This window comes from Aerococcus sp. L_32 (assembly GCF_050689315.1).
Window position 1 is genome coordinate 1 of record NZ_JBOEQF010000386.1, and the last position, 1825, is coordinate 1825.

Here is a 1825-nt window from a genome sequence, read left to right on the forward strand (position 1 = left end):
ATCTGTTGATTTTGAATTATCCGACGTTGAGCCTGTTGAAGTTGATCGTATTTTAAATGCCATTATGGAAAACGAAGCCTATATTCGTTTGCGCGATGGTCGGATTATAGACGTGCAAAATACCATGGATGACGAACAGAAGCGTATGCTTCAACAAATTTCTGCCGCCAATAACGACTGGCAGAACGGTGACGTGGTCCCTATTTTCCAAACCTTACGATTCCAAACATTGGTGGACGGAAATGAGGTATTTGAAGAATTCTACGATGATATTGTACGGGCTAAAGAAAAAGACTACACGCCGTCAGCTAACCTGAAAGCGACCTTATCTGACTACCAAGAAACGTCAGTGAAATGGTTTAGAGGACTGGCTAAATACCAATTGGGTGGCTTATTAGCGGATGAGATGGGGCTAGGGAAAACTGTTCAAACGATTTCCTTTGTGCTTGACTATATCGAAAACAACCCACATGAAAAGTCATTGGTCTTGGCGCCAGCATCTGTTCTATATAACTGGGCCCATGAGTTTAAACGGTTTACACCTTCCTTAAATGTGGCTGTGGTAGATGGGACGATTGACGAACGGGAAGCGATTCGCCACGACGATACCATTGATGTTTGGTTGACGTCATACCAGTCATACCGAAATGACCAAGAAGCCTACCAGAAAGTGAATTTGGACATTTTAGTCTTAGATGAAGCCCAAGCTATCAAAAATGACAACACGATTCTATATAGATCAGTAAAGAAACAAGTAGCGGCTATGCGGATTGGTTTATCGGGTACACCGATGGAGAATAACTTGAATGAATTCTGGGCTTTGATGCAGATTATCGTGCCTGGGTTATTGCCGAATAAGCACGAATTCCAAAAACTGTCAGTAGGGGAAGTAGCTCGTATTGCCAGTCCATTCGTCCTACGTCGTACTAAGAACGATGTGGCCTTACAATTACCGACGAAAACTGTTACGGATAGATTTAGTATGCTGGACCCTGAACAAAAGAATATTTACCTGGCCTACCTGAAGAAAATTCAAGACCAGTTAAACAACGATTCGTCGGACGCAGGACATATGCATATGGAATTATTGGCGGGGATTACACGATTGCGTCAAATTTGTTGCCATCCTCGTTTAGTGAAAAATGACTACACTGGTCAATCTGGTAAATTCGAATACTTCAAGGTCATGTTGAAACGTGCCATCGAATCAGGCCGTAAAGTATTGGTATTCTCTCAATTTACGAGCATGTTAGATGTGATGTCTGAGTACCTTGCTGAAGAGGGTATTGACTACTACATGATGACTGGTCAAACCAATAAAAAAGTCCGTCAAGAACAAGTAGACGAATTTAATACCGGCGATAAATCAGTCTTCTTGATTTCATTACGTGCTGGTGGGGTAGGGATCAACTTGACTGGTGCAGATACCATCTTCTTATATGATTTATGGTGGAACCCAGCGGTTGAAGAACAAGCTATTGGCCGTGCCCACCGGATTGGTCAGAAAAAAGATGTTGAAGTGGTTCGCTTTATTACTGAAGGGACGATTGAGCAACGTATTGCTGAACTTCAAGAAGAGAAGCGATACCTATTCGAACAATTATTTGATGGCGGCGACCAAGCGGGCAGTCAAAATCTAAGCTTGGACGACTTGAAATTTATCCTTGGTGTGAGCCAAGCCTTATAAGTATAAATATCAGCCATGACTGTTTCGCCCTTTTTAAAATCATGGCTTGAAAAGGGTGTTGGATTATGGTAATATATTCTAGTGTCAAATGACACATATTTCACACCTTATGGATGGAATCGCGTGGTGCTAGTATTT

The 1825-nt window shown here is 42.0% G+C and carries 1 protein-coding gene; it reads left to right on the top strand.

Annotated elements, in window-relative coordinates:
- Positions 1-1687 (top strand): SNF2-related protein (locus ACRCJ0_RS13200; RefSeq protein ID WP_431390714.1); only part of this gene is annotated, 1687 nt, incomplete at its 5' end.
- Positions 1688-1825 lie beyond the last annotated feature (138 nt).